This is a genomic window from Salinimicrobium marinum (assembly GCF_014651535.1).
GTDB lineage: Bacteria > Bacteroidota > Bacteroidia > Flavobacteriales > Flavobacteriaceae > Salinimicrobium > Salinimicrobium marinum.
Genome location: NZ_BMXB01000001.1, coordinates 289,099 through 312,827, shown reverse-complemented (window position 1 = coordinate 312,827; position 23,729 = coordinate 289,099). Strand labels below are relative to the sequence as shown.

Genomic DNA, 23,729 nt, shown 5'->3' with positions numbered 1-23,729 from the left:
CAATCTACACCGCTCTATTCCTCTTAAAATTTTCCGCTTGTTCAAAGATTTCTTCATAAACCTCATCACGTTCTACTGGTGGATAACCATGTTCGTCGAGCAATAATATAAGTCCAACTTTTAGGGCAGATTTAATGTCATTTCTTTTGCTCCAGTCCGGGAATTTTGCTTGTTCATCTACTAAATCTTTAATTGATTTTGAAAGATCGATGAGTTTGTTTTCCGGATATTGAAAATCATATTTTATACAAAGTTCTTTTAAAATATCATAGAAAGCTTTTTCCTCAAAATCAATCCCTAACTTTTCCCCAGCCGAAAATTCTTTCTGTACCTGCCAAATAAGATCTGTGAGTTGTTCAGCCATTTCTTCATACACCTCCCCCCGTAGCACATCTCCTTTTCGTTCATTGTATCGGGAGACCAGGCCTTCCATCTTTCTTGAAAAATCAACTCCTTTTACTTTATTAACTTTTTTAATCTCCCCAATAGCCTTGGCCAGTAATTGCTGTAAAAGTTTAATTTTCGTATTGGGCAATTTAATCTTATCAATTTTGGCCAAATAATCCTCATCAAAAATATCTTGCTGACTGTTGGTTTCATCGCTCATTTTAAAGATTTCTTCTACACCTTCGCTTGCCAGAGCATTTTTAATCATTTCCCTTACTTTGGCATTCATCTGGGCGGTATCGGGTGCATTTCCCTTGGTAAGCTTAAAAACTATAGACTTTACAGCTAAATAAAAATGAATGTAATCCCGTTCTTCCTGTGTTAAATTTTCACTTCCCGCACAAATATCATAGGCAGCTTTCAAACGTTTCACCAAATCCATAAAACGTGTCTCCAGTTCCTTGGTTTGTTGTACGTATTCAACAGCTTGATTAAGATTATTTAACTGGCTCAAAGGATTTCCTCGGAAATAATCTTCGCTATCAAATTTGTGAAATATCTTAGCCAATAAATCCAAGTGATCTCTAACTATTTTCAGGGACTCTTTGATATCCTCAAAGTTTTGCCGCTCTCCCTTATTATATTTGGCAAGTGCTAAGTTCATTTGTTTTTTAATGCCAATATAATCTACCACCAATCCTTTGTTTTTACCCTGAAATTTCCGGTTTACCCTGGAAATAGTCTGGATAAGGTTATGCTGTTGGATAGGCTTATCAATATAAATACTATCTAAAAATGGAACGTCAAAACCGGTGAGCCACATATCGACTACAATGGCAATTTTAAAATTTGATTTCTCATTCTTAAATTGACGATCCAATTCTTTACGGTACTCTTTTGTTCCTAACAAGTTATACATTTCTTTAGGATCGTCTTTCCCCCTTGTCATTATCATCTTTATACGCTCAATAGGCTTGAGTTGCTTTTTATCTTTTTCAGTTAATTCGGCACCTTCCTCTGCCATTCTAACCTCCGCCCATTCAGGTCGTAATTCAATGATGTTTTTATAGAGTTCATAAGCTATTTCACGATGGCTACAAACAAAAATGGCTTTTCCTTTTACGGTAGCACCTTCCTTCAGCCTTTTCTCATAATGCTTGACAAAATCTTCTGCTATAGCCTGTAAGCGATCTGGATCACCCAGAATGGCGTTCATATTGGCCGATTGCTTTTTACTCTCTTCCACCTGGTACTTATTTGCGCCTTCTTCCTCAGCGACCTGATAATATTCTTCAATTTTCTTTAGTTCCCTGTTTTCAAGGGCCACTTTGGCAGCCCTTCCTTCATATACAATACGGACTGTAATTTCATCTATTACCGATTCTGTCATTGTGTACTCATCTACTACCTTCCCGAATACATCTAAAGTAGCATCGATTGGCGTACCGGTGAAACCTACAAACGTAGCATTAGGCAAAGAATCGTGAAGGTATTTGGCAAAGCCAAAAGTTTTCTGCACCCCTTTTTCAGTGATTTTTATTTTCTGGTCAAGATTCGTTTGACTTCGGTGTGCTTCATCAGATATGCAAATAACATTGCTCCTATTGGTGAGCAACTCAGTATCTTCTGTAAACTTATGAATAGTGGTGAGGAATACTCCCCCACTTTCCCTTCCCCGAATACGTCCCCTTAAATCTGCCCGGCTCTCTACGCTGGCAATAGCATCATCTCCAATAAAGGCTTTTGCATTGGTAAATTGCCCTGCAAGCTGATCATCTAAATCGGTTCGATCAGTAATTAAAATAATGGTGGGGCTTTCAAAATAATCACTTTTCATTAAAAGCCGGGTCAGGAAAAGCATTGTGAAACTTTTACCTGAGCCAGTTGCTCCAAAATAAGTACCTCCTTTTCCGTTTCCGGTTGGTTTTTGAGCCCTCTGGATATTTTCAAATAAAGCCCGCGCCGCATAATATTGTGGATAGCGGCAAACGATCTTTTCATCCTTTTTGGAACTGTCAGGTAAGAAAATAAAATTTTTAACAATATCCCGAATTCGATCTTGCTGAAGCATCCCCTGAATAAGGGTAAACATACTATCTATACCATCAACGTCTTTTGCCAATCCTGCGATTCTGCGCCAGGCATAGAAAAATTCGTAAGGCGCAAAAAAAGAACCTGCTTTGGTATTTACGCCATCACTGATCACACAAAATGCATTATACTTAAAAAGTTCCGGTATGTCCCTTTGATAACGCACGGTCAACTGAATATAGGCGTCATGAATTGTAGTGTTTTCCTGAATCGCAGTTTTAAATTCGAAAACAACCACAGGAATTCCATTAATATAAAGAATCCCATCAGGAATACGTTTTTGGGTTCCGCTTATTTCAAGTTGATTAACAAATTTATAGGTGTTCTGGTTTTCTTCTGAATAATCAATTAAATAAATCCAGATGTCTTTTTGGGAACGGTCTTCCCGCTTTAAAGGAAAACCATCGGAGAGCATTCGCATAAACTCTTTATTGCTTTCATAAAGATCTGAAGCCGGAAGAGTTTTGAGTCTAAGAATGACGGATTCCATTTCATTTTTAGTGATACCGTTTTTCCGATACCTTGCTAACAGAAATTCCCGAAGGTCTCTTTCAATAAGCACTTCATCTTCCTTTCGTGATATGCTACCTCCTAATTGATGCTTATAACCTTCTTGTTCCAATTGTGTGGCAAAAACGGCTTCCAATTGTGCTTCGGTAAATTTCATTCCTGTTTTGCTTTTCTTCCTTTCTCAGTTAGCCTATACTTCTGTTTACTGCTTTTTGGCTTATCAGCTATTGTTAGCTCTACAAAACCATTTTCTATAGCCGGCACTAAATAATTGATTCTAAAATTCTCCCTATCCGAAAGCTTTAAGTGGTTTTGCAACTCGGTTCTACTGTGTTCGCCCCTAAAAACGTTTAAAAGGTCCTGTACTTGCNACTTGCGGGGTGACTTGCGGGGTGACTTGCGGGGTGACTTGCGGGGTGACTTGCGGGGTGACTTGCGGGGTGACTTGCGGGGTGACTTGCGGGGTGACTTGCGGGGTATCAGATTGGACAGCTTCTGCCGAAGGCAGAACCATCCTTAAAAAATTCTCAGAAAAATTAAAGCTATTTGTTTCATAATATTCCAATATTCTTGGAATGCCTGAACCTAATTGCTCCACCAGGTCCAAATCTTTATAAATACGCATAAGCTCCTTGTTCCTGGGGATGGAAAAACCTTCAAAAAATTCGCTTTTACTTAAACCGTCCGGCAAGGAACCTGCGGATGTAATCTCTATTCTATCATTGAAAATCTCAAATTTTGGGGCTATTTCGCGGGTATAGTCATTATGTACAAAGGCATTAATAATTGCTTCCCGAAGCGCAATGGCATTCCAAAGACGATGTTCCTTTCGTTCTTTGTGAGTAATTTGTGTGATCGTCCGGTTTTCCAGGTTCATTTTATCCAATACACTTTTTGTAGCTTTTACAAGCGAACAATAGCCATATTCGTTACTTTCCATTAAGTCAACACGTGTTTCGCCTTTATATTTAGCAACCTTTACAGAAACATTATTATCATCAGCCAACAAATAAGCTGCGTAATTCAAATCACCTGCCGTGGTAGTAAGCTCTAAATTTTTCCTGAACTGTTTGTTAAGGGGTTTTTGTTTTTCCTGGTAGTAAATGTGAAGCTGCTCGAACTGTAAGTCCTGACGGTGTGATTTTATTTTTCCAATGGAATTTCGGGTACGCGAGGCAAAAAGTTCTTCAATGAGTTTTTGGGACATTGGTTCTGCCGCAGAACCCAGGCGAATGAAACAGCCTTTTTCACTCATCCCGTATTTTTTGAGATGGTAAGGTTTTTCAGAACCGCTGGCCACAATAATTTTTAAAATTTCTTTCCCGTCCCTTTCTTCGCTTACAATATCAAAAAGCCCAAGGGCAGAAGGACGAATATTATTTTTTAATCGGTCTTTGATTTTTAACTGGTCGCCATCAGCATCTTGAACGCCAACTGTCTTACCTTCTTTATCTATGCCTATATAGATAATGCCGCCCTCCCGGTAATTCAAGAAAGCCACAACTTCTTTTTCCAAACCTTCGGAAAGTTCCCGTTTATATTCTATGCGATTGGTTTCGGGCATTATCTAATTCTCGTAATATTTTAGTTTTCTTTTATTAAATGCCGGCATTGTACCCTCTAAGACTTTTACAATGCTTTCATTGATAGTAGGATTTTCTATAGCTCCTGATTTAAAACTAAAGGTGTTATTATTTTCTTTGTCTAATTCAACATAAATAACCTGTTCCGCATCAGCTACTACTGCTAGGTTTGGATTATGGGTAACTAAAATTATTTGTCGCCTGCATTTAGCTTTTTTAATGAATGGAACTAAAATATTAGCCACACTATTATTATCTAAATTGTCCTCTGGTTGGTCAATAATTAGAGGTATATCATTATTGTCTAATAGTAAGTAGAAAATTAAAAGTAATGCTCCTTTTTCTCCAGGAGACAATAGTTCTAACCTTTTTTCTCCCTGTCTTAACTCATAGTTGTAATCTAAAAAATCTAAAGAAAATAGATAATCATAGAATTCGGTTACTTCTGTAACCTGATTCTCTATAAAAGCTTGTTGTGTAGGCTTTTGCCTTAAATCTTCAAATAGAGCCTTAACAATATCCTTTAGGAATTCTTTTAATGAATTAAATTCATTAAAATCTCTATTTTCTAAAATTTTTTGTATTTGAATGTCCGCATTCTCTTTACCATAAAAAGTTCCAACTTTATTAAGTGAAATGTAATTCAAGAACTTACTAACAAAGTTGGCTTTTACGCCAAAAGAGGCTTCAATATTAATCCTGTACTGATCTAATAAATCACCATTCTCTGAAATAATATCGTCAATTTTCGTTTTCACCTCGATATATACATCCAAGACAACTTTCATTTTATCAAAAATCAACTTTGAGATTTCTAATCTTTGAGTTCTTAGAACGTCTATATCACTTTTTAGAGTTTCATCAACATACTTTAGTTCCTTTTCGAAATATTTTAAAGTATTTGGTGTATTTTCATTTCCTATTATATTATCTTTTTTCCCTTGCCAGTTCTTTGTATCAATCAAATACTGCTGGTACTTCTTTTCCTCTTCACCAAGACCTTTTTGGATTGTATTAAGGGCCTCTTTTTTTTGTTTCAATAGATTATTAAATGAAATAAAATTAGGTGTTGTCGGTGCTTCTTCACCCAATTTTATCTTTACCTCTTTTAAAGTTGATTCTTTGTTAGAAATAACTAGGTCAAGAGTGGAGTAATTAAATCGATATTTAACAACTTCATCTATCTCTATATTATACTTTGATAAAGGTTCTTTATTAGTTTCTTTAAAAAAGTCTAAGTCTTCTTCTTTTCCTTTTATTAATTGCTTAATTCTTTTTAAATCATTAATTTCAGTTAACAATAATTGCTTTTTTTGAGTTTCGTTAGATATATCTTGTTCTAACTTCTCAATACTATTTTTAATTTCAGCTATTTTGTTATTTACCTCCTCATTTTTCTTAGCAATTTCTAGGTCTTCATTGGGATTGGGAACAGCAATAGGTTCTACCAAAGCAGTCAATTCCTCCTTTTTCTTTGCTATTTGGGCAATTATGTTATTTTTATACGAAGTGTTAAGCTTTTTCTCCTTTTCGAAAATTGTAGAATTAATTGGTTGCAATCTATCTTTCAGATTGTTTATCTCGTGGTTTATTAGTTCCTTTTTGCTATTAATTAATTCTTCAAAAGAAGTATAACCAACTTTGTCATCTTCACTTAGATGAGTAAATACAACATTTTCGATTTCTTTTCGAAATTCTTCAATTGAGCTTATTTCATTGGTTAACCTCTCAAAATAACCTTGTGGTAAATATTTAACGAGTTCTAATTCTCCATTAACCGATGAATCTCCTAGATTTTTATGATTTGAACTTTCACTTTCCCAGGTTATGGTTGCTTCAAAATTTTTAGCGTGTTTTCCATCTCTAAATTTATTCTTATGTAAGAATGAAAAATCATCTTGATTTTTATAATTCCCACAAAGAGCAATAATATCTGCCAATGCACTTTTTCCACTGCCTTTATTACCTATGATAGCGACCAATTCTGGATTAAGGGGGATTTCCAAATCTTGAAACCAATTACCATATTGTCCAGTATAGCTGGATATTTGATTAATCTTTACCTTTTTTAAATATTTGGTTCTGTTTAATTTTACTCTATCTAATATTTCTGGTTCTTTACCAGTTCTTACTCTATCAATTGGTTCAATATAAAGGTGCTTTAAACCTTTAATTGAGGGGTCGCCTTTTATGTAACTAAACTTGCTGCCGATTTTTTCAAGAGACTCTGAGTCAGATGTATTAATAACTGCTATACATTTATCTCCCCAACTAGAGTGATTGCCACTGCATATTCTTTTTAAGTCCTGATTTTTTGAGATTAATGAAATATCTACAATCCCAAAGTTATCATTAGAGTAAATTTCTTTTTTGTTACTATCCTGTAGTTCCTTCCAGAGTCCATCTGAATTTTCAATATGGGGAAAAACAGGTATAAAATCCCAATCTTTCGACTTAGAAATTATATCCTTAGCGCCTAAAGAACTTGAATTTACCGGTTGTCCATTATTAAATCTTGTTGACGGAATATTAATAGCATCAAGAAACCTATCAATATATTCTTTCCAAGACAACTCACGTTTAATAGTTCTTCCATCTTCCTGAAACTCAAACTTCCTATTATTATTGGTTTCAGGATTGAAAACAATAATAATATGGCATCTATCATTTCCTCCTATTTCAATTCCTGGGAAAATAAATTTATCTGTATAAATTGAGTCTTGGTTCTCTGCTTTTCTCAATTTTAGATGAGATAAAATTTCTTCTATTCCCTCACCTGTATTATGATTGGCTAAAGAGATTACATCTGTATCATTATAGTGTATAAAATGTTCAACAAATAATTTTGCATAATCATCATTACTTAAATCTTTATGATTTCCATTTATTTGTTGTTCGTTTAAACTTGTTAAGTCACAAAGATTTGACAACTTTTCCCCAGAAAATTGCACTCCCGTATACCTTGTGTAATCTTTAGTACCTACTTGTAAGTCCCATTTACGCCATATTGAACCTTTATTTGTCATATTTTAAATTTCTACTGATTCAGGTTTGATAATCTCTTCTACCGTACTCATTTTACTCAACAATATTAATTGTAGTTTCGCGAGGAGTTGAGATTTACGCATTATTTTTTCTTTGCGATTCATTATTTTAATAAACGGATGCTTTAAAATAGTTTCTTCACTTGGGACAACCATTTTCAGGTTTTCGATAATATCTTTACTTAAATTTGGTTGCGCTCCACCAATCGCTACACTTACAATCTCATCTCTATTTACTCTGAGATAATAATAAATAAATGTGGATTTATATTCATTGTCACAGATAATGGCACAACAAGCTTGATTGGTTGTAGCAGGTATTTTTAAATATCCAACTTGACCTTTAGTATTACCTTGTCCATACATTGCCACCAATACAGTATTTATTGGTAAAAGAGTTACGGAACAGTCCCCTAAAGCTAAATCTGAAATATATTCCTCTACTTCAATTAACACACTGTTATTAAGTTCCCCCGTTTTAATCCAAGGATGATCATTTGATGACCAGTATTCTTCCCTACCACGATTAGGAGTACTTCCACTCTTCATTTTTAATGCAAAGTCACCAATTGTTTTAACTTCCCACCCCTCCGGAATTTCATTATCCAGTTCCACATTATAACCCATTTTCCCACCGGAAGATTTATAAGGTTCACCTTCTTCATTAGGAAACTCAAAATCAACAAACCAATGCCTATAAAGCGCCTGCGCAGTTTCTTCCAGTTTTTTGTTGAGTTGCTGATTTAGGGCGATGCGATTTTTTATTACATTATATTCCCTAACAATTTCCCGCTGTTGTTCGATGGATGGAACGGGAAGTTCAAAAGCTAAAAAATCCTCCCATTCCAGGCTTCCTCTTACACCCCCAACAGCGTGAAAAGTCGCTTGCCTGTCAAATTCTGAGCGTGTAAACCACATCATCAAATATTGAGGTAATAAAACTTCAGTATCTATAATTTCAAATACTGGATAAGCTTGGGAAATAATAGCTTCTTCAATATCTTCAAGTAATGCCACTGGCATTTTACCATCTCTCCTCACCTGCATAATACTACAAGCAAATTGATTCTTACGAATGATCTTATAGTTGCGCATATTTGTTCCAACCGTATTTGCCACGGAAGGAATAAATTCTTTCGATATGCTTAACCCTAGAAGCGTAGAAATTTCTAACTCCTTGTTACGTTCATCAACCAGCTGTATGTAATTTCCAATAGGCCTATAGTTTGATCGCATAGCCCAGCTCATTAAAAACGTCTAACAATTCCTTTTTAGATTGCTCTTCCTGTTGTAGTAAATCGGACAGTTCGCTTTGTAAACCCGCCATTTTGGAGTCAAAATCAACATTCTCATCCCGGTTTACAAATTCAATATATTTACTGGGCACCAGGGAGAAGTCTTTCTTTTCAATATCAACTTTGGTGGCACTGTAACAATATTCCGGAATATCTTTATAATCTGTATTTTCCTGTTGCCAATCGTGGTAGGTTTTAGCAATATCCTGAATATGTTTTGGGCTAAACTGAATGAATTTTTTCTCAAATGGTTCACCAATCTGCCGTAAATCCAGAAACAAAACCTCCTCCTCCCTATCCCGGTAATGGCGTTCCTCATCACCAATAGAACGTGAATGTGCTGTTTTATTCCTATTTAGGATCCAAACGGTTACACTTATGTTAGTGGTATAAAACATATTTTGTGGTAAAATCACTATAGCTTCCACAAGATTGTTCTCCACCAATTTTCTCCGGATTTTATATTCTTCGCCACCCCCGGAAAGGGCACCATTTGCTAAGATAAATCCGGCAACACCTTCGTTTGATAGTTTGGAAACCATATTCAGGATCCAACCATAATTTGCATTGCTTTTGGGAGGTACTTCATAACCCTGCCATCGCGGATCATCAATTAATTCCTGCGGCCCCCGCCAATCTTTTTGATTAAAGGGCGGGTTAGCCATAATATAATCTGCTTTTAAATCCTTATGCTGGTCATTGCTAAAGGTATCGGCTGCTTTTTCACCCAGGTTAGCAGATATTCCCCGAATGGCAAGATTCATTTTTGCCAGCTTATAAGTGGTATTAGTATATTCCTGGCCGTAAATGGAAATCTCCTGTTTGCTCCCGTGGTGGCTTTCGATAAACTTAATAGATTGCACAAACATTCCACCCGAACCACAAGCCGGATCATAAATAATCCCTTTATAAGGTTCGATCATTTCAGCAATGAGGTTTACAATACTTTTTGGAGTATAAAACTCCCCCTTTCCTTTCCCTTCCGCCAAAGCGAATTTCGATAAAAAATATTCATATACACGCCCCACAATATCCTGTGATTTGTCCTTTTGGGTGTCTATTTTATTGATGGTATCTAAAAGCGAAGACAATTTACTTTTGTCCAGACCTAACCGTGAAAAATAATTATCTGGCAATGCACCTTTTAGAGAGGGATTATTTTTTTCGATTTGATTTAAGGCGGTATCAATCTTTAGGGCAATATCGTCTTGTTTTGCATTTTTGATCAGGTAGTTCCACCGGGATGTTTCTGCTAAAAAAAAGACGTTCTTCATATTGTAGAAGTCTTTCATTTCAAGGTATTTTTCCTTCCCTTCGGAAATAAGCTCCTCACGGCGCACCTCAAATTTATCACTGGCAAATTTTAAGAAAATAAGCCCTAGAACCACGTGTTTATATTCTGAAGGTTCAATGGAGCCACGCAATTTATTGGCAGCATCCCACAGGCTTTCTTCAATAGATTTTTCCTTTTTTAATTTTTCTTTAGCCATTTATGTTTTTAAATCTTTATGTTCCAATAAAAGTTCTTTTGCTTCCACTTCGAGTATTTTTGCAATCCGATATAAATCCTCCACACTGGGTTGGCGTCTGTTCTGGGCATAGGAATTAACCATATTATAGCTCTTCCCCAATTTTTCCGCCAACCATTTTTGATTGTGATTTTTTTCCTGCAAAACGGCTTTAATCCGGTTCATCTTATCAGAAGTTTACGAAAGTCCTAATTTAAAAAATTTTCTTAAATATCTCATTGAATGAGTATATCGAATATCGTCAAATAACCTCCACGACTTTTGAATGGTAAGAAAATGGAGCAGATTATTTTTGGAAAATTTAATAATCCTGGACACACCGAGTCCCGGAACTCATTTCCCAAAGAGGTTTGTCAAATTTGAAAGCAAATTATTGGGTACAGTTATCACACACAGCACCTTTTGCAAAAGTAATTCTTGATTCCCCAGAGATTCAGGTTTTAATAGATGTAGGCGTGAGGATTTTGATATTTTTTCTACAGAAGATATAGCGCACATTTAAAAAAGAGATGTCTGAATTTCCTTATCTGGGGTAAACGTACCTATTATCATAAAAGGATTTTTTGACCGATAATGAAAAGCTTTTGTAGTGCCTAAATAAAGATGCAGATCCTTCTGAAGAGCAAAATAATTAAAATATTTTTCTTTTACTTTCTCGACAGCTATTGCTTCATTGCCTTCTGCGGCTGCAAGTGTATTTCTATAAAGTTGGCCTATCTCCCAATCCTCTATCATCATAGTACTGGAAACACCGTTTACATCTTCAATTACATAGGAAAATTTATAAGGAAGTTTCTCAACGATTTCAAAGGGTAATTCTTCCATATCAAAGAGATTACCTTGGTCATTAAGTGCTTTTAGCTGGTCAACTTTTTTCTTGTCCCAAACAGAGGAAACCTTTTCAACTTTAAAGTCAGAAACTTTTGCTGGTTTAAAAACGGCTAGTGATGTACATACCTTCCTATCGTGAGCTTCAGCTATTAACTTTTTAATATCAGTGTACACCTTTTTAAGGGCAAATTGTTTTCTTTTGAACCAATTACCTTTTGTATCAATCGTTTCCAAAAGGGCAATAGGTGTATCAATGGTTGCAGGACGAAAACTTTCAGGTCTAAAATCTTTATCATTTTTTACTATATCCAATTCTACCCATTGATATTTCTTGTATTTTTCTTCCTTTTTTAATTTCCTAAAGGGTACAGGGTACAATCTAATCCATGTTCCATCTTCAAGAAATCCGGCGGTACAAACAAGTTCACCATATGTGGCAGAAAGGGAAGGGTAAGTTTTGACAGTAATAAGTATTTTGGTTAACCCCATTAATTAGATATGCATTAGTTCGTACTTAAAATCCGGAGAAAGTTTTATTTTTTCTGCTAAGTGACTTCTATGGCATTGACAAATATCTGCTTCAAAACAGGTAAGTGCAATACGTTTATATTTTTCCAAAAGTGATAAAATCTGCTCCTGATTCTCAACCGTGTCAGTTAGAACCGTCGCCTTATACTCTTCGAACAACATATCATAATCAGATTGATTTTTTAATTCTCGCCTTTTACTCGAATCAATTCCAACTTCAGGAATATGAATATAGCCTATACCTAATCTATGACAGAAACCGCTTAATAATTTTTTACTAAAACCATATTTTTGGCTTAAGGGGTTACGTCTAACATCAACTAAAAGATGAACATTATTCTTTATTAATCTGTTCAAGTATTCTTCAAGCGATATACCCTGATAACCAATTGTAAATAAAACTGTACTTTCCTCAATAGCACGCGCTGACAAAACTTTTTCAAAAAATTTCTCAGGAAGAATTTTTTCGGCTATTACACTCTTAGTGGCATAGTAAGGAAAATTGAGGTAAGTATGTTTTGTAATCACCTCTGTATTCATTTTACCGTAAAGTTCAAAAGTTTCATTGACAAGTTCTTGGTCGCTTGCTTTCAACTCCTTATAGTAATTCTTTTTGATATTAAGAGTATAACTTTTTTCGGCTGTAACCAACCAGTTATGCTTAACCATTGCAACAAGATCTGCTTTTAAAGAATAAGAATAACAACCAAATCTATAAGGCACAAATTCGTAGTCGGGTTCTTTTTGCATTTGAGTCAACAAAAACATAAGTTTCTGAAGGCGTGTACTTTCCAATCCTTCTTTGAACTTCTCCAACAACGCAAAAACTATTTTTCTTCTATAAAACATCTTGTAAAATTACCGAATATAAAAACCTTGTAATAATTTTTTCGCACTTATCCACAATACAATCATCAAATCACTGTCTTCTCATTAAGCTAGATAATTTTGGGTTATTTTTTTAATCAAAAATAGATCTTGCTTCACCATAGATCCTGTCAAAGTTAGCTTCTAAATCAGCTTTGGCAAACATCTTTGTCTCTTGTGGAAGCTCCCTTTCAATTTCTGATAACTTAAACTGTACCTTTTTATCCTCCCCATCCGCATAGGTAATAAATTCCCCCTGCCTTAATCGGAAAAAGGCATCAGCCCGTATTTTTGGGATTTCCCGTTCCCCGGTGGTAATGCGAGTATCAAAATCAAGACTGTAACCACGGTTGATACTGGTTGTTTCCTTTTTGACGATCTCAAAAAAGCGTTCATAATATTTAGCGGTGTCCGGGTCATTGACCTTCCCAAAGAACTGATATGAAAGGTTACTTAAAATAGCTTTACTGGCCTTATCACCATACATCATATCATTCTGAATCTTGTCCTGCATTACATAAACAGTTGCTATATCATAACTTCTTAATGTCGCCGGAATGCGGTGCATATTTAACAACCGAATGGTTGGTGCTTCTTCCATTAAAAGAAAGGAAGAATTTGAGTTACGCACACTCATTTGCTTTATAATCGTGTGGATTATAGTGGCAATCACAGGTGAATAAGAGGTCTCAAATTTAGGATTGTTCACTACTGAAATCACAGCAGGATTTTCCGGATTATTAATATTTAATGGCACTTCATCTGCAGAAAGGGCCATAAAAATATTTTGTGTGCTTATGCGTTTCAGAGCATTGGCCAGGGTACTTTTCACTCCTGCGGTCTGTCTTTCGGAATCTTTGCCGCTAATGAAAGCATCTGCCATGGCTCTGGAGGTGGTATTGGTCTCTAAAAACTTTATGAGACTATCCGTGTCCAAATATTGATAGATGGCGATTAGATGGGGTAAGGTGCAGAATTTAGGATAGGATGTTTTCAGTTTCCAAATCAATCCGCCTATCAAACCTTCAGCTGCATCGTTAAAAAATTTCGAGGTTCCCGTGGTTCCCGATTCCCGCTGTTCCAGAAGATTTTCAATAAGTACCCGGGAAATTTCATTTACACTTTCTTCGTTTTCGAGATACCGGGGTGCAATGGGGTTTACCCTATGAATAATTTTGTCAAAGGAGATTATACGAAAAGGAATATCCGAATTTTTAAATAACGGGTACGCCATTTCGGTAAGTTCAAAATCCTTATAATCGTGAATAACCCCACAGAAATCATGTTCCTGGAAATGTTTTAAAAATCCGTAAACGACGCTTTCGGTTTTTCCACTTCCGGCAGACCCAATAATGGATGCACCACGTTTGATGTTTTCAATTTTAAAACTTTTCTTGTCTGTTTTAAAAGTTACCCGATATTTTTCAGAGGTATTTTGCTTTAAATCCGGTTTATGCAGAAAAACGTAAAATACCGTATTGACCAACAATAAAGGACAACCTAAATAAAGTAGTGCTTTTATCGTATTATGCGGATAATACAAATAGGCTATCAGTCCCAAAAGCAGCACAGTATTTATGAAAAAGGCATATTTGGAAATCCGATATAGTCCATAAAATACTGAAGCTGTCAAAACGATAATTAAGAGTATATGTAGGGGATTGGTTAGTTGCATCATTGTTTTTCCTTTAGATACCTATTGAACTTGATTTAATAGCCACTTCCACACCACGGCGCAGGCGGTTGAATACTTTCATTGCCAGTTGTGCCTGTGTAACCGGAATACTTGGTAGCATTGGAACACCACTTTCCTTCATAATTTTAAAAGCAATCGCCCTTTCATTGGTGGGCAATTTCATCAGCGATGCAAAATATATTTTAGGATTTTTGATGAAATCCTTTCGGGCCTTATAGGTCTCGGCAAAGTTTCTTTGATAGACAAAAGTCCTGTCAAAGGTCTTTTCTGCCCGGTCAAAAAATTGATCACGGTCAAAGCCCCGTTTTACATTCTTACCATGCATCTGGACTTCCGAGGCCTTATGCTTGCTCCCAGGAGAAAGACTGAAAGTATTGGATGCATCCTTTCTGCTTACGATGATATGGATATGGCTTTGATTTCCTGCCTTTGGCATCCCCTGGACAATTCGCTTCCCGTCCTGTTGGTGCGGAGCTTCCTTTTCCAATCGGTCAATTTTATTCTGCAATAGTTTGATATTGCCTTCAGCTCGCCCCTCTTTAATGTTTCTGATTTCTGTTTTGAGCTGCAATATTTTGGTAGCAAAGGGTTGGTTTTCCCTAATCTGCCAGTCCGTTCCCTTAAAAGTTCGTTGGTGTTCTATTTTGGCGTAATATTTAATATCATCGATGCTAATCGGTCTTCCGTTGATTTCCCGATTGAAGGAAGCCACGTAGTCCTTCATCAGTTCTCGGGTGTATCTTTTTAGATCCTCGCTGTTGTTCTGTAACCGGTTCAGTTCGTATTTGGAAGGGCTGACCGTAATCGAATAGAATTTCGGTTCTGTCTTTTTGAGTTTGGCACCATTCCCATCAATTTCCTTTACAACTTCATCCGCTGATATTTCAACATCATATTGATTGAAAAAATGTTCCATACCTGCCTTGCCGGCAGGCAGGGCTCCCTGTTCCAGATCCTGGTTTTCCTTCTCCAGGTAGCCCACAAAATCCGCTGAACTTTGCGAGTAATTGTTCCCTAATTTTTGAGGTGTGATGGTAATGTACATAGCTCAAAAATTTACAGTTCATTCTTATTATTTTGCTTTTCCTGAAAACGTACCTCCTTCTTCTCTTCAATAATTTTCTTTTCCAAAATCAACGGTTTCTTTTTAGGTTCTTCGGTTTGAAAAAGGGATTCCAACATTGCGACGGTGGGTTTGGTCTGGCTCTTTTCCATATCCCTCATAATGGCAATCACCGCATTTATACGTTTCTTTAAAGAAGCTTCGATTGTCCTTCCCGTAGGCCCCAATTTTTCCTTTGGGGAAATTTCGTTGTAGAAGAAAAAATCGAGCATTGTTGCCATTGCCTCGGTGTGCGATTTGAAGTGTGTCCTTGAAAATTCCTGAAAACGTTTTGCCGTTTCCTTTTTGAACCTGATGCCGATAAATGAGTCCATAATTGGCCGATTTGTCGCAAATCCTCCCCTAAAAATGGGCGTTCACAGGACATTTGTCGCAAATTGTGAAAGGTCGGGAATTTTTTATTTTTTCAAGTTGCTGAATATCAGCATTTTGAAAATGAAAAGGAGTGCTTAACATCGCATCGCGTGTTACCCTCTTGCTACTCCTTTTCGTTCGCCACAGGCGAACAAAAATTCCGTACAATTTGGTCAAAAGCCAATTGCCAGTTTCAGGGAAATAATTTCCTGTTATGTATTTTTTTGATGGGTACGGTTATCAGCGAAAGTCAAAAAATGGATAGCCCTACGTAAAATTAAATGCTGGAATTCAGCATAATAAAGATAATGATTTTTATTGAACTGAAGACAATTGAACAGAAAAACACCTCCAAAAATTTGGAGGTGCTGGACTATAAAGTTTAGATAATCAGATGTTGAATATGAAAGTATAGGAATATAAATTTCGCAATGCTTCTTCCTCTACCATCGTCTCAAAGCAGGTATAATTTTCTCTTACGTACGTGCGGATATCATTCCCAAATTTTCGTTCCACATCCTTTTTGGAATTCTCCAAAAGTCGGTTTTGGGCTTCTTCGGTCAGGTCTGAAAAATTAAGATAAATCATAAGCTTTCCATTTAAAGGATTCCTTCATCTGCAAAACTGAAATAATTTCCATCAGGTATCAGGATCAAATGGTCCAATACCTTAATATCAAATAATTCCCCTGCCTTTTTAATTTTTTGGGTCAGCCGTTTATCGGGTTCACTCGGTGTCAAGGTTCCGCTCGGGTGATTGTGGACTTTATGTAAAGCTTTACATAACGCGCATTATGCAAAGTAAAATGTTATGTAAAGTAAATGGCAGAACCCCCTTATTCCAGTGGCCAACTCTCGATACTACTTTACATAACATTTTTAGAATTTCTTCAACCACATTATCAGATTTTCATTTTTTGTCCATACAGCGGTTTCGTTAGGATTAATGTTGACGTACGCCTTCTCTAAAGCTTTGCGTTTCTGCTTGGAATCTGCCCTGGCATAGATTTCCGTAGTTTGAACGGAGACATGCCCCAGTATATCCCGGATATATACCAGGTTCACTCCCGCTTGAAGTAGGTGCATTGCTTTGGAGTGCCTCAGGGAATGACAGCTTATTTTTTCAGGAAAGAGCACTTTATTTTCTTCCCGTGCCTTTTTAAAATATTTCTGTACAATGTAATGGATTCCGGCACGGGTGAGTTTTTCCTTCCTGCTATTAAAGAACAGTGGGTACATATTAGCAGAAGCGTTATCTAACCGGTTCTCTTTTATATAGTCCTCAAGGTGATCGGTTTGTGCATCCAACATCGGTACCACACGGGCTCTATTTCCCTTCCCAATAATCTTGATTACAGGCGGAGTGTCCAGCCTTAGCATCGAAGGGGTCAGGTCAATGATTTCCTGTACCCGGGCGCCCGTATCGTACATTAATGACAATAGCGCCAAGTCCCTTCTACCTTTGAGGGTGGTGCAATCTGGTTGTTGCAATAGCAATTTCATCCCTTCAGTACTCAGGTAGGTGATGGATTTATAGCTGGATTTTTTAAACCTAATGGCTAAGATCCTCTGACATTGATGCAAATGTCCCAGGCTTTCCCGCTGTAAAAACCTGTAAAACGAATGGATGGCCGCCAGACGCGCATTGCGAGTAGAATTGCTGCAGTTCCTGGTATTTTGTAGCCAGTCAAGATAATCCAGGATTACTTCTTTGGTCACCTTATCCAAGGTAAGTTTTTCTACTTTTAAGTGTTTTTCCTTCTGGAGGTATTCAAGTAGTAAGACAAAGGTATCCCGATAGGCTATAATCGTATTATTACTAACCCCTTTCTCATGGGGCAGGTACCTCGATATAAAATCAGAGATATACTTGGAAAAATCAGTTGGCTTCATAATTCTTGGGTTTAGGGAATACATTTAAACAGGTCATATCTATGTCCTTGATCAAATCCGGGTACATATTGGCAGTAAGCCTTACATAATGGTTGGTGGCTCCTATTGAACCATGTCCAAGATAGTTGGAAAGAATAGGCAAGGAAGCATAAAGGTCCACGCCAGCTTCAGCCATACTGGCCAATGAGGTAACGGCAAAAGTATGACGGAGATCGTGGATACGTGGTCCATGGTTTCGACCGGTATAGCGGATACCGGCTTTGACTAAACACTTTTTAAACCAGCCTGCCACCCCTTTGCCACATTTATTTCCATTAGTATTCATAAAGAAATAATCCGATCTATCTTTGCTAGGGAGTTGATCCCTATAGTGCCTGTATTCTTTACAAACGCTAGCAAGGGAAGTTGAAATAGGAATGATACGTTCCTTTCCATTCTTGGAATCCTTCACCCGTAAATACTTTTCTATCAGGTTTACGTCTTCATCTGTCATTGCCAGGGCTTCCCCAATACGAACCCCAGTACAGTATAACAACCTGAGCAGTGCCGGCATACAAATCAAACAGGAATTCGCATTCCGTTTTACAAATCTTAATTCATCAGCTGCTTTAAATAAGGCATGGACCTCCTTTTGGGAATAGATGTATGGAATAAAGGTATTTTTCGGATGACGTGGAAGTCTGGGAATATAAGAGGAGTTACCCAAATCACAGAGGTAAGAAGAAAATTGTGCAAGGTACCTTATTCTATCGTAGCGATATCGTTCAGATTCATTGCCTCGTTCTTCCCCCCATTTCTGAGCAAACTCTTTTGTGATCCCTGTCGTTTTTTCTTCCCTTTGTAGGGCGAACTGGTCAATCTGGGATAAGATAAGCTTACCGAATGTATACCTAAAACCCAGCTTTGTTTTCATATCAATGAATTGCTTTATTGCCGGACCATATATGCTGTCATAATTAATCATAAAAAACACCTCCTTTCTGCAAGTAAAAATCAGGGGATACAGAAGGTACTTCCAGCATGCACTGTTGCATGGATTTAAGATCGATCCTTAAGTAATACCTTGTGGATTCCGTGCTTTTATGCCCCAGGACTTCTGAGATGACGGGGAGCATCGTACTTTCTTGCAGCATCCTAAACCCCAGACTGTGGCGCAGGGAATGAGGGCCGAACCGCCTGCCCTTAATGATGATCCCTGCTTTTCTAAAAGCTCTCTGGACAACATGAGTGACCACATTACTTGAAGTAAAATAACTATATGGTGGCCTCTCCGATAAAAAGATACATGCCTCTTCTGATTTTGCCCGACCGTATTTTAAATAATCGATGATAGCATTTCCTACATCGGGCAATAAAGGAAGTATTAGTTCTTTGCCTGTCTTTACTTGTTCTATTTCTATGGTGCTGGTTTCCCAATGCAGGTTCGCAAACTTTAACCTCGCAATATCCGAAGCCCGAAGTCCCAGTCGCGCTGCCAGAAGAATGATTGCATAATTCCGTTTCCCTATTGGACTGGAACGTTCTACTGACGCAACCAGTTTTTCTATTTCTTCTTTTGAATATGTAGAAGGTAATTTAGGTTGACCAATGATCCTGTACTTCGGGATCCCATTTGAATAATCGGCTGCTAAGAGTTTCTGTTCAAATAAGTACTTCATAAAACCACGGAGCGTTGAAAGAACAGGAACTATCACGGTTTTTCCACAGTCCAGGGTATTGATATACTGTAGAAGGAGAGCCAAATCAATATCCCTTACAGCATGGACTTTATTGTCGTTACAATATTCCAGAAAACGGAAAAGGCAGCGTTTATAGCAATGCAAACGGATTGTGGATAATCTTTCCTCCACTCTTTTATAATCCAGAAACTTTGCTATTGCCTCGCTGTAATCGGTAAGTAACAATGCGCAGAAAATGGTAAATAAGAGTGCACAGGTTTTGGCAACAAGAGTGCACAGGTTTGGTAAATATAATCGGTTATTTTTTCTGTTCAAAAAAAGTTTTTCTATTCTCCATTCTATAGCTTTTTCCAGATAGATTCATCACCTCGCATCGGTAGAGTAATCTGTCCAGTAAAGCCGTAGCTAGAACTTCATCATCCAGCATTTTAGCCCAGTCCGCAGCCATTTTATTGGTGGTTATAATAAAGCAGGTATTTTCATATAATTGATTGATAAAATTAAATAATGCAACTGCCTGGCTTTTCTCCACCGGGAAGAGCATAATATCGTCAATAACAATGAGATCTGCCTTTGAGAGTCGCTTGTAATCTGCTGTAGCAGTTCGGGTCATATCTCTCATTTTCAGCATATTTACTATGTCTTCCATCGTTCTAAAATAAGCCTTGTATCCTTTGTCAATGGCATCGCTGCAAAGACCGGAAGCAAGTAAAGTTTTGCCCACACCCGAAGGTCCCATCAGCATAATATTATAACCCTGGTCCAGCCAGTTTAGCTCCCTTAGCTGATTCAAGCGGGTCTCTGAGATGCCATTGTTGAAGGTATGATCATAGTGATCCAGGTTGCTGTGAAGGGGTAATCTGGCTACTTTTCGTCTTCTTTTCACCTCATTTTGGTAGCGGTGTGTGGCCTCGGCTTCCAACAGGTGTAAAGTGAACTCCATAAAACCAAAGGCTTTATCCTCGGCTTCTTTTACCAGTACTTCCAGGTTGTTACCTATACCGGCGGTTCTAAATTTTCGGCAATACTCAGTGATCTGTTCTTTTGTTTCCATGATTGTTTTTATTAAAAATAAAGCCCCTGAAGAAGCCCTTTCTCCAGGGGAGATTGGGTTTATGATTTTTTAAGGATCTGCTCAAAATCTTCTATGGAGCTTTTTTGCGGCTGGATGTGAGCTTTGTCTGGGATTTCACCGCTTAGGGGATTAAGCCTCACGATCTTTGTTTCCTTTTTTGGAAATTGCTCGGTGGAAGCCAAAATACTTTTGAAGTCTGCCGCGCTACAGATCTTATGGGATAAACAATACTCCATCGACTTGTTTAGATAGGCCGAAGCTGTCTGTAGTGCTGCTTGTCTTATCATAATCAGCTGATCCCTGATGTACCGGGGTTTGTCAGCTTTGATCATCTCAAGCCACTCTCGAGCCTTTTCAGGTTGTTCGAACAAAGCAGCGACCTCTGCTATCATTTCCCCAATGGCAGCGCTCTTGTCTCTTTTATGATCCGTATTAGCTACTTTATTCCCTCTGCCTACAGGAATTTTGTGGCGGCAGATTTGCTCTTCTCCCAGAGCATCGGTGATGACAAGGAAGGCATCATCTTCCACACGTACAGCCACCAGGGTCTCTTTTCCTTTATAGGTGCCAAGGGGCAGGGAGTAAAAATTACCTTTGTAAGAGATGACATTATCTTTTCTGACGGTGTAGGTAGCCATTGTTGTTACTGGACCAACATGGGCGTTATAAGACTTTAAAAAGGAGCGTTCAATATTGAACTCTGCCCAGGGCTCTTTTTGGGTAGTCCCGTGGGGCAGACTGTTAGCAGTGCGTCCCAGCCATCCCAGTACTTCATCGTTAAGGGTTTCGATGTTATGGTAGGTACGGTTGTAAAGAAAGTTTTGCTTTACATACTTCACCACATTTTCAACCTTACCCTTGCTTTGGGGATCTGCTTTTCGGCAAAAGTAAAGATCAAAACATTGGGCTCTGGTATACCTCCGGAAGGCATTGGTTAGGATAATATCTCCTCCGTTTTCACTTACCACAAAAACCTTATCCTGGTCATAAACAATCTCATCCGGGATACCTCCTAAATATTCAAAGGCTTTCTCGTGGGCCTCTATGGCCAATTCTGAGGTAAAGTATCGATCCGTAAACCAAACATATTTAAAACGGGAACGAGACAACACTATTGTAAAGAAGAAGACTTTTACCCGGGTACCGGTGGTCGTTCTCATATTGTATTCTCCAAAGTCTACCTGTGCTTGTTTTCCATAAGGAGTTTCTTCAAGCTGCTGGAACTGTCTCTCCGTTTTAACTGCGGGTAACTGGTGTTTCTTTCGGACCCAGGATACAAAATTAAAGACTGTCTTCTGAGATACTACTGGAAAATCAGGATGATTCTCCTTGAGCCAGTCATGCATCTGTGCTGCAGGGGTATTTCTAAATTCTTCAAGACGCTGCCTGACAAAATCCTCAAAGGGAAGTAGTTTCTTCTCTCGATTGGTTTGTTTAATCAGGAATTCTTCATACTCCGCTTCGCTCATCGACAGGTATTTGGATACCGTACGTCTGTTGAGTACTAAGAATTCACTGATCTTGCTAATGGAATGCCCTTCACGGTGCATTCGGTGGATTTCAAAATAAGTCATAAATTTGGCTAAATACACATTCATAAAATTGCTGGTTTTGGTGAACTAGCAATATTAGCTTTTTGACCTTTTGGGGCATGCCCTAAAAGGTCTTTTAGTTGTGTATTCTTGTTGCCATTTTCTGTGTATTCTTATTTACCGAAAACTGTACAGATTTAATTTCCGATCACATCCGCCTAAGATCCCGTTAAATAGCAAGGGTGTTTTCACTGGTGGCCGGGCAGGGACTTTGATCTTACCGGTACTTTGGAATTCGGTGAGTTTTTTGATACTATTCGCCAGAAATTGTTCTTGTTTGGAGAGTTTACGACCCTTACGGCCATTGAAAACGTAACATAGGAATTGATCTTCTACTTTTTGGTCATAAAGGTTGATTCCTTTGGAAACCATAAACTCCCTGAGTTGTTTCCAGCCCCTTCGATAAGCCCCAACCGTAGATCCTGAATAAGCATGTGCGGATTCAAGGTAATTTCCGGCCTCAGTCATCAACTTATTAAAGGCTTTGATTTGTTCATTCATAAGACAATTATTTAGATGTGGATAATTCCTCTAAATAAAAGATTGTCCCCTGAAGTTCAACGAAGAAAAGATAATATTATGCAAAGAAAAACAGATATAACCTACTGGTAATAAATACAATAAATCAATCACTTTACATAACCATCTACTTTGCATAATGGACCAAAATAACTGCCGTTGTCAAGCTCTTTAACAGTACGGCAAATAAGATGCGGACATCCACTAAAGTTCCTGTTATTCCTCCGTTAGAGGTTTCATATATTCCTTTTACCTTATTGGCATTGTTGAGCAGCATTATTTTAAAAGTCTCGTGCAGTTCAATAGTATCTTTGTTCCATTGGCTGTAGGCTAAATCTGCAGCACTTTGGGAACAGGTTATCTTGGGAAGCAAATTTGCTTTTAAACTTCCACTATAACTTATCGCGATTTCATTAACTTTGGTTTCCATTATGATCTGATTTAAAAGGTGAATAATGAAAGAGGGCGAGACTTTCGACCGTACCGCCCTCTTTGTTTTTAATTTACTCAATTGAATTATTGCCGTTCTTTACGCCTAACAAAAGGATTTCGTTGGCTTCCACTTCGGTAACATAGCGCTTAATGCCATCGTTATCCTCGTAACTACGGGATTTCAATTTTCCGCTAACTCCAATTTCCTTACCCTTTCCTGCATACTTCTCAATGATTTCTGCAGTTTTTCCCCAGGCGACTACGGTATGCCATTCCGTATTTTGCACTTTTTCGCCCTTGTCGTTTTTGTAATACTCATTGGTGGCAAGTGAAAAACGGGCTACTTTTTTACCGTTTTCGAGGTTGGTAATGGTTGGTTCCTGACCAACGTTTCCAATTAGCTGTACGTGATTTTTGATAGTACTCATAATAAAAGAATTAAAGATTACTTAATAGACTACCTGAACCTTTCAGGCAGTTTCCGTTTATATTTTTTTGAAGCGATTTACTTATTGTATCCTGAGCGTTTTCCTTTTTTTGTTTTTTTGGCCCCGCTTCCTTTCTGATGTTCTTGTACGATTTCATAATGTTCATTTTAGATTTACTTCCCGTAGTGCCGTCGCTGTTACCTTTTTTTGTTGCTTATACATTTTCAATATTTGGAATTGATAAAGACTTATAAAAGGGAGGCACGACCGGTTA

Annotated in this window: 19 protein-coding genes and 2 pseudogenes; all 21 read right to left on the bottom strand. The window is 37.6% G+C overall.

Annotated elements, in window-relative coordinates; translation table 11 throughout:
- Window positions 1-4: 4 nt before the first annotated feature.
- The 21 genes and pseudogenes from IE056_RS01415 to IE056_RS01315 all read right to left on the bottom strand — a co-directional run bounded on the left by IE056_RS01415 (window position 5) and on the right by IE056_RS01315 (window position 23,455).
- On the bottom strand, window positions 5-3,145 hold the full coding sequence (locus IE056_RS01415) for a type I restriction endonuclease subunit R (RefSeq protein WP_189602834.1): 3,141 nt from the start codon (window positions 3,143-3,145) through the stop codon (window positions 5-7).
- A pseudogene (locus tag IE056_RS01410) lies at window positions 3,142-4,552 on the bottom strand (RNA/DNA-binding domain-containing protein). The gene IE056_RS01415 and the pseudogene IE056_RS01410 overlap by 4 nt, the downstream one beginning before the upstream one ends.
- A gap of 3 nt (window positions 4,553-4,555) precedes the next feature.
- On the bottom strand, window positions 4,556-7,597 hold the full coding sequence (locus tag IE056_RS01405; protein WP_189602833.1) for a TrlF family AAA-like ATPase: 3,042 nt from the start codon (window positions 7,595-7,597) through the stop codon (window positions 4,556-4,558).
- A gap of 3 nt (window positions 7,598-7,600) precedes the next feature.
- Window positions 7,601-8,851, bottom strand: a complete 1,251-nt coding sequence (locus IE056_RS01400; protein ID WP_189602832.1) for a restriction endonuclease subunit S — start codon at window positions 8,849-8,851, stop codon at window positions 7,601-7,603.
- A complete protein-coding gene (locus tag IE056_RS01395) occupies window positions 8,835-10,400 on the bottom strand; it encodes a type I restriction-modification system subunit M (RefSeq protein WP_189602831.1) in 1,566 nt (521 codons plus the stop codon). Before IE056_RS01395 ends, IE056_RS01400 begins: the two co-directional genes overlap by 17 nt.
- Entirely contained in the window at window positions 10,401-10,604 is a 204-nt protein-coding gene (locus IE056_RS01390; protein ID WP_189602830.1) for a helix-turn-helix domain-containing protein, read from the bottom strand.
- A gap of 333 nt (window positions 10,605-10,937) precedes the next feature.
- The gene (locus IE056_RS01385) at window positions 10,938-11,759 is read right to left on the bottom strand and encodes a DUF8758 domain-containing protein (RefSeq protein WP_189602829.1); all 822 of its coding nucleotides are present in this window, start codon (window positions 11,757-11,759) and stop codon (window positions 10,938-10,940) included.
- Between the two features lie 3 nt (window positions 11,760-11,762).
- Window positions 11,763-12,647 (bottom strand): DUF488 domain-containing protein, encoded by an 885-nt coding sequence (locus IE056_RS01380; protein ID WP_189602828.1) that lies wholly within the window; start codon window positions 12,645-12,647, stop codon window positions 11,763-11,765.
- A 112-nt stretch (window positions 12,648-12,759) separates the two neighbouring features.
- Window positions 12,760-14,340 carry a type IV secretory system conjugative DNA transfer family protein gene (locus IE056_RS01375; RefSeq protein WP_189603395.1) on the bottom strand — a complete coding sequence of 527 codons (1,581 nt, stop codon included), beginning with the start codon at window positions 14,338-14,340 and terminating at the stop codon, window positions 12,760-12,762.
- A 13-nt stretch (window positions 14,341-14,353) separates the two neighbouring features.
- Entirely contained in the window at window positions 14,354-15,406 is a 1,053-nt protein-coding gene (mobB, locus tag IE056_RS01370; RefSeq protein ID WP_189602827.1) for a MobB family relaxase, read from the bottom strand.
- A gap of 11 nt (window positions 15,407-15,417) precedes the next feature.
- Window positions 15,418-15,798 carry a BfmA/BtgA family mobilization protein gene (locus tag IE056_RS01365; RefSeq protein ID WP_189602826.1) on the bottom strand — a complete coding sequence of 127 codons (381 nt, stop codon included), beginning with the start codon at window positions 15,796-15,798 and terminating at the stop codon, window positions 15,418-15,420.
- 430 nt (window positions 15,799-16,228) lie between these two features.
- Window positions 16,229-16,426, bottom strand: a complete 198-nt coding sequence (locus IE056_RS01360) for a hypothetical protein (RefSeq protein ID WP_189602825.1) — start codon at window positions 16,424-16,426, stop codon at window positions 16,229-16,231.
- A gap of 11 nt (window positions 16,427-16,437) precedes the next feature.
- A pseudogene (locus IE056_RS01355) lies at window positions 16,438-16,605 on the bottom strand (JAB domain-containing protein); the annotation flags it as partial.
- 111 nt (window positions 16,606-16,716) lie between these two features.
- Complete coding sequence (locus IE056_RS01350) at window positions 16,717-17,730, bottom strand: site-specific integrase (RefSeq protein ID WP_189602823.1); 1,014 nt, start codon at window positions 17,728-17,730, stop codon at window positions 16,717-16,719.
- Window positions 17,717-18,643 carry a tyrosine-type recombinase/integrase gene (locus IE056_RS01345; protein WP_229793608.1) on the bottom strand — a complete coding sequence of 309 codons (927 nt, stop codon included), beginning with the start codon at window positions 18,641-18,643 and terminating at the stop codon, window positions 17,717-17,719. Before IE056_RS01345 ends, IE056_RS01350 begins: the two co-directional genes overlap by 14 nt.
- A 43-nt stretch (window positions 18,644-18,686) precedes the next feature.
- Window positions 18,687-19,724 (bottom strand): site-specific integrase, encoded by a 1,038-nt coding sequence (locus tag IE056_RS01340; protein WP_229793607.1) that lies wholly within the window; start codon window positions 19,722-19,724, stop codon window positions 18,687-18,689.
- Window positions 19,708-20,463 (bottom strand): IS21-like element helper ATPase IstB, encoded by a 756-nt coding sequence (gene istB, locus IE056_RS01335; RefSeq protein ID WP_189602821.1) that lies wholly within the window; start codon window positions 20,461-20,463, stop codon window positions 19,708-19,710. Before istB ends, IE056_RS01340 begins: the two co-directional genes overlap by 17 nt.
- A 59-nt stretch (window positions 20,464-20,522) precedes the next feature.
- Window positions 20,523-22,082 (bottom strand): IS21 family transposase, encoded by a 1,560-nt coding sequence (gene istA, locus IE056_RS01330; RefSeq protein ID WP_189602820.1) that lies wholly within the window; start codon window positions 22,080-22,082, stop codon window positions 20,523-20,525.
- A 111-nt stretch (window positions 22,083-22,193) separates the two neighbouring features.
- On the bottom strand, window positions 22,194-22,577 hold the full coding sequence (locus IE056_RS01325) for a hypothetical protein (protein WP_189602819.1): 384 nt from the start codon (window positions 22,575-22,577) through the stop codon (window positions 22,194-22,196).
- 145 nt (window positions 22,578-22,722) lie between these two features.
- Entirely contained in the window at window positions 22,723-23,025 is a 303-nt protein-coding gene (locus tag IE056_RS01320) for a JAB domain-containing protein (RefSeq protein WP_189602818.1), read from the bottom strand.
- 73 nt (window positions 23,026-23,098) lie between these two features.
- Complete coding sequence (locus IE056_RS01315; protein WP_189602817.1) at window positions 23,099-23,455, bottom strand: single-stranded DNA-binding protein; 357 nt, start codon at window positions 23,453-23,455, stop codon at window positions 23,099-23,101.
- Window positions 23,456-23,729: the final 274 nt, after the last annotated feature.

What these genes read in the sequence shown, in the direction of transcription:
- IE056_RS01415 (WP_189602834.1), bottom strand. Translation starts at nt 3,145, where the DNA reads ATGAAATTTACCGAAGCACAATTGGAAGCCGTTTTTGCCACACAATTG.
- IE056_RS01405 (WP_189602833.1), bottom strand. Translation starts at nt 7,597, where the DNA reads ATGACAAATAAAGGTTCAATATGGCGTAAATGGGACTTACAAGTAGGT.
- IE056_RS01400 (WP_189602832.1), bottom strand. Translation starts at nt 8,851, where the DNA reads ATGCGATCAAACTATAGGCCTATTGGAAATTACATACAGCTGGTTGAT.
- IE056_RS01395 (WP_189602831.1), bottom strand. Translation starts at nt 10,400, where the DNA reads ATGGCTAAAGAAAAATTAAAAAAGGAAAAATCTATTGAAGAAAGCCTG.
- IE056_RS01390 (WP_189602830.1), bottom strand. Translation starts at nt 10,604, where the DNA reads ATGAACCGGATTAAAGCCGTTTTGCAGGAAAAAAATCACAATCAAAAA.
- IE056_RS01385 (WP_189602829.1), bottom strand. Translation starts at nt 11,759, where the DNA reads ATGGGGTTAACCAAAATACTTATTACTGTCAAAACTTACCCTTCCCTT.
- IE056_RS01380 (WP_189602828.1), bottom strand. Translation starts at nt 12,647, where the DNA reads ATGTTTTATAGAAGAAAAATAGTTTTTGCGTTGTTGGAGAAGTTCAAA.
- IE056_RS01375 (WP_189603395.1), bottom strand. Translation starts at nt 14,340, where the DNA reads ATGCAACTAACCAATCCCCTACATATACTCTTAATTATCGTTTTGACA.
- mobB (WP_189602827.1), bottom strand. Translation starts at nt 15,406, where the DNA reads ATGTACATTACCATCACACCTCAAAAATTAGGGAACAATTACTCGCAA.
- IE056_RS01365 (WP_189602826.1), bottom strand. Translation starts at nt 15,798, where the DNA reads ATGGACTCATTTATCGGCATCAGGTTCAAAAAGGAAACGGCAAAACGT.
- IE056_RS01360 (WP_189602825.1), bottom strand. Translation starts at nt 16,426, where the DNA reads ATGATTTATCTTAATTTTTCAGACCTGACCGAAGAAGCCCAAAACCGA.
- IE056_RS01350 (WP_189602823.1), bottom strand. Translation starts at nt 17,730, where the DNA reads ATGAAGCCAACTGATTTTTCCAAGTATATCTCTGATTTTATATCGAGG.
- IE056_RS01345 (WP_229793608.1), bottom strand. Translation starts at nt 18,643, where the DNA reads ATGAAAACAAAGCTGGGTTTTAGGTATACATTCGGTAAGCTTATCTTA.
- istB (WP_189602821.1), bottom strand. Translation starts at nt 20,463, where the DNA reads ATGGAAACAAAAGAACAGATCACTGAGTATTGCCGAAAATTTAGAACC.
- istA (WP_189602820.1), bottom strand. Translation starts at nt 22,082, where the DNA reads ATGAATGTGTATTTAGCCAAATTTATGACTTATTTTGAAATCCACCGA.
- IE056_RS01325 (WP_189602819.1), bottom strand. Translation starts at nt 22,577, where the DNA reads ATGAATGAACAAATCAAAGCCTTTAATAAGTTGATGACTGAGGCCGGA.
- IE056_RS01320 (WP_189602818.1), bottom strand. Translation starts at nt 23,025, where the DNA reads ATGGAAACCAAAGTTAATGAAATCGCGATAAGTTATAGTGGAAGTTTA.
- IE056_RS01315 (WP_189602817.1), bottom strand. Translation starts at nt 23,455, where the DNA reads ATGAGTACTATCAAAAATCACGTACAGCTAATTGGAAACGTTGGTCAG.